Origin of the sequence: Vitiosangium sp. GDMCC 1.1324 (assembly GCF_003044305.1) — a bacterium.
GTDB lineage: Bacteria > Myxococcota > Myxococcia > Myxococcales > Myxococcaceae > Archangium.
The window spans coordinates 1-1,645 of the sequence record NZ_PZOX01000071.1 but is presented as its reverse complement, the minus strand read 5'-3'; the positions used below and the strand labels follow the sequence as shown (position 1 = coordinate 1,645).

Sequence of the window (1,645 nt, the reverse complement as noted above, 5' to 3'; positions counted from 1 at the left end):
CGAGCCACCGTGTCCGAGTCGAACAGGTCGGTCTTGTAGGTGAGAGCGCCGAGGATGCCTTGGGGGCTCTCGGCCAGGGCGAGCGAGAGGTCGAACTTGGAGGTGGTGCTCTCGAGCTCCACCGGCCCCAAGGTGAGCCCGCTCAGCGCCAACTGGGGAATTGGCGTGTTCTGCAGCGAGAACATCACCTGGAACAGAGGCGAGTGGCCCAGGGTGCGTTGCGGAGAGAGCTCCTCGACGAGCTTCTCGAAAGGCAGATCCTGGTGCTCATAGGCGCCCAGGGTGGTGTCACGCACCTGGAGCAGCAGGTCGCGGAAGGAGGCCTCGGGAGCGATGCGCGAGCGCAGGACGAGCGTGTTGACGAAGAAGCCGATGAGGTCTTCGAGCTCGGTGGTGCGGCGGCCGGCGATGGGAGAGCCAACCACGATGTCGTCCTGGCCGGAGTAGCGAGACAGCAGCGCTTGGAAGCCGGCCAGCAGCGTCATGAAGAGACTGACGCCGTGCTGCTTGCTGGTGGCGGTGAGCGCCTCGGAGAGCTCGGGCGGGAGACGGAAGCTGTACTGGGCACCGCGGACAGACTGGATGGGAGGACGAGGCCTGTCGGTGGGTAGCTCGAGGTGTGCCGGAGCGCCGGAGAGCTGCTGCTTCCAGTAACGCACCTGGGCATCGAGGGCCTCGCCGCGCAGCCACGAGCGCTGCCAGCGAGCGAAGTCGGCGTACTGGATGGGCAGGGGCGGCAGGGAAGGCCGCTGGCCAGAAGCGAAGGCGGCGTAGAGGGTAGCCACTTCGCGCACGAGCACGCCCGTGGACCAGCCGTCGGAGACGATGTGGTGCAGGGTGACGAGCAGGATGTGGTCAGTCGGGGCCAGGCGCAGCAGGCGGGTGCGCACGAGCGGACCGCGCGCCAGGTCGAAGGGGCGCAGGGCCTCCTGGCGGACCAGCTCACGGACATGGGCCTCGCGCTCGGAGGCGGGAACGTCCTGAAGGTCCCGCACCTCGAGTGGGAGGGAGAGGGCCGGAGCGATGACCTGGATGGGCTTGCCGTCGCGAGAGGAGAAGGTGGTGCGCAGGGACTCGTGACGGCGCACGAGCTCCTCGAAGGCGCGGCGCAGGGCCTGGGTGTCCAGGGTGCCGGAGAGCCGGAGGGCCGCGGGGATGTTGTAGAAGGGACTGCCGGGCTCGAACTGATCGAGGAACCACAGCCGCTGCTGCGCGAACGACAGGGGAAGCTCATCCGTGCGCGGCGCGGGGCTCAGGGGAGGCGCTTGCGGTGCGTTCCGGATTGGCTGATCGAGGGCCTCGTCGATCCTGAGAGAGAGGGAGGAGAGGGTGGGGGCCTCGAAGAGGGCGCGGACAGGCAGCTCCACATGGAAGGTGGAGCGGATGCGGGAGACGACCTGGGTGGCGAGCAGGGAGTGGCCACCGAGCTCGAAGAAGTTGTCCTCGGCGCCGACGCGAGGAGCGGAGAGGACCTCGGCCCAGATGGCGGCGAGCTTCTCCTCGGTGGGAGTGCGGGGAGCGACGTAGGCGGTGGAGGAGCCGGAGTCGGAGGACTCGGGAGCAGGCAGGGCCCTGCGGTTGACCTTGCCGTTGGACGTGAGCGGGAGCTGCTCGAGCGTCACGAAGGCGGAGGGCACCATGTACT

Annotated in this window: 1 protein-coding gene; it reads right to left on the bottom strand. The window is 68.6% G+C overall.

The window, feature by feature from the left end; all coding sequences use genetic code 11:
- A partial coding sequence (locus DAT35_RS57885) for a condensation domain-containing protein (RefSeq protein ID WP_233262334.1) occupies positions 1 to 1,645 on the bottom strand: 1,645 nt, incomplete at both ends.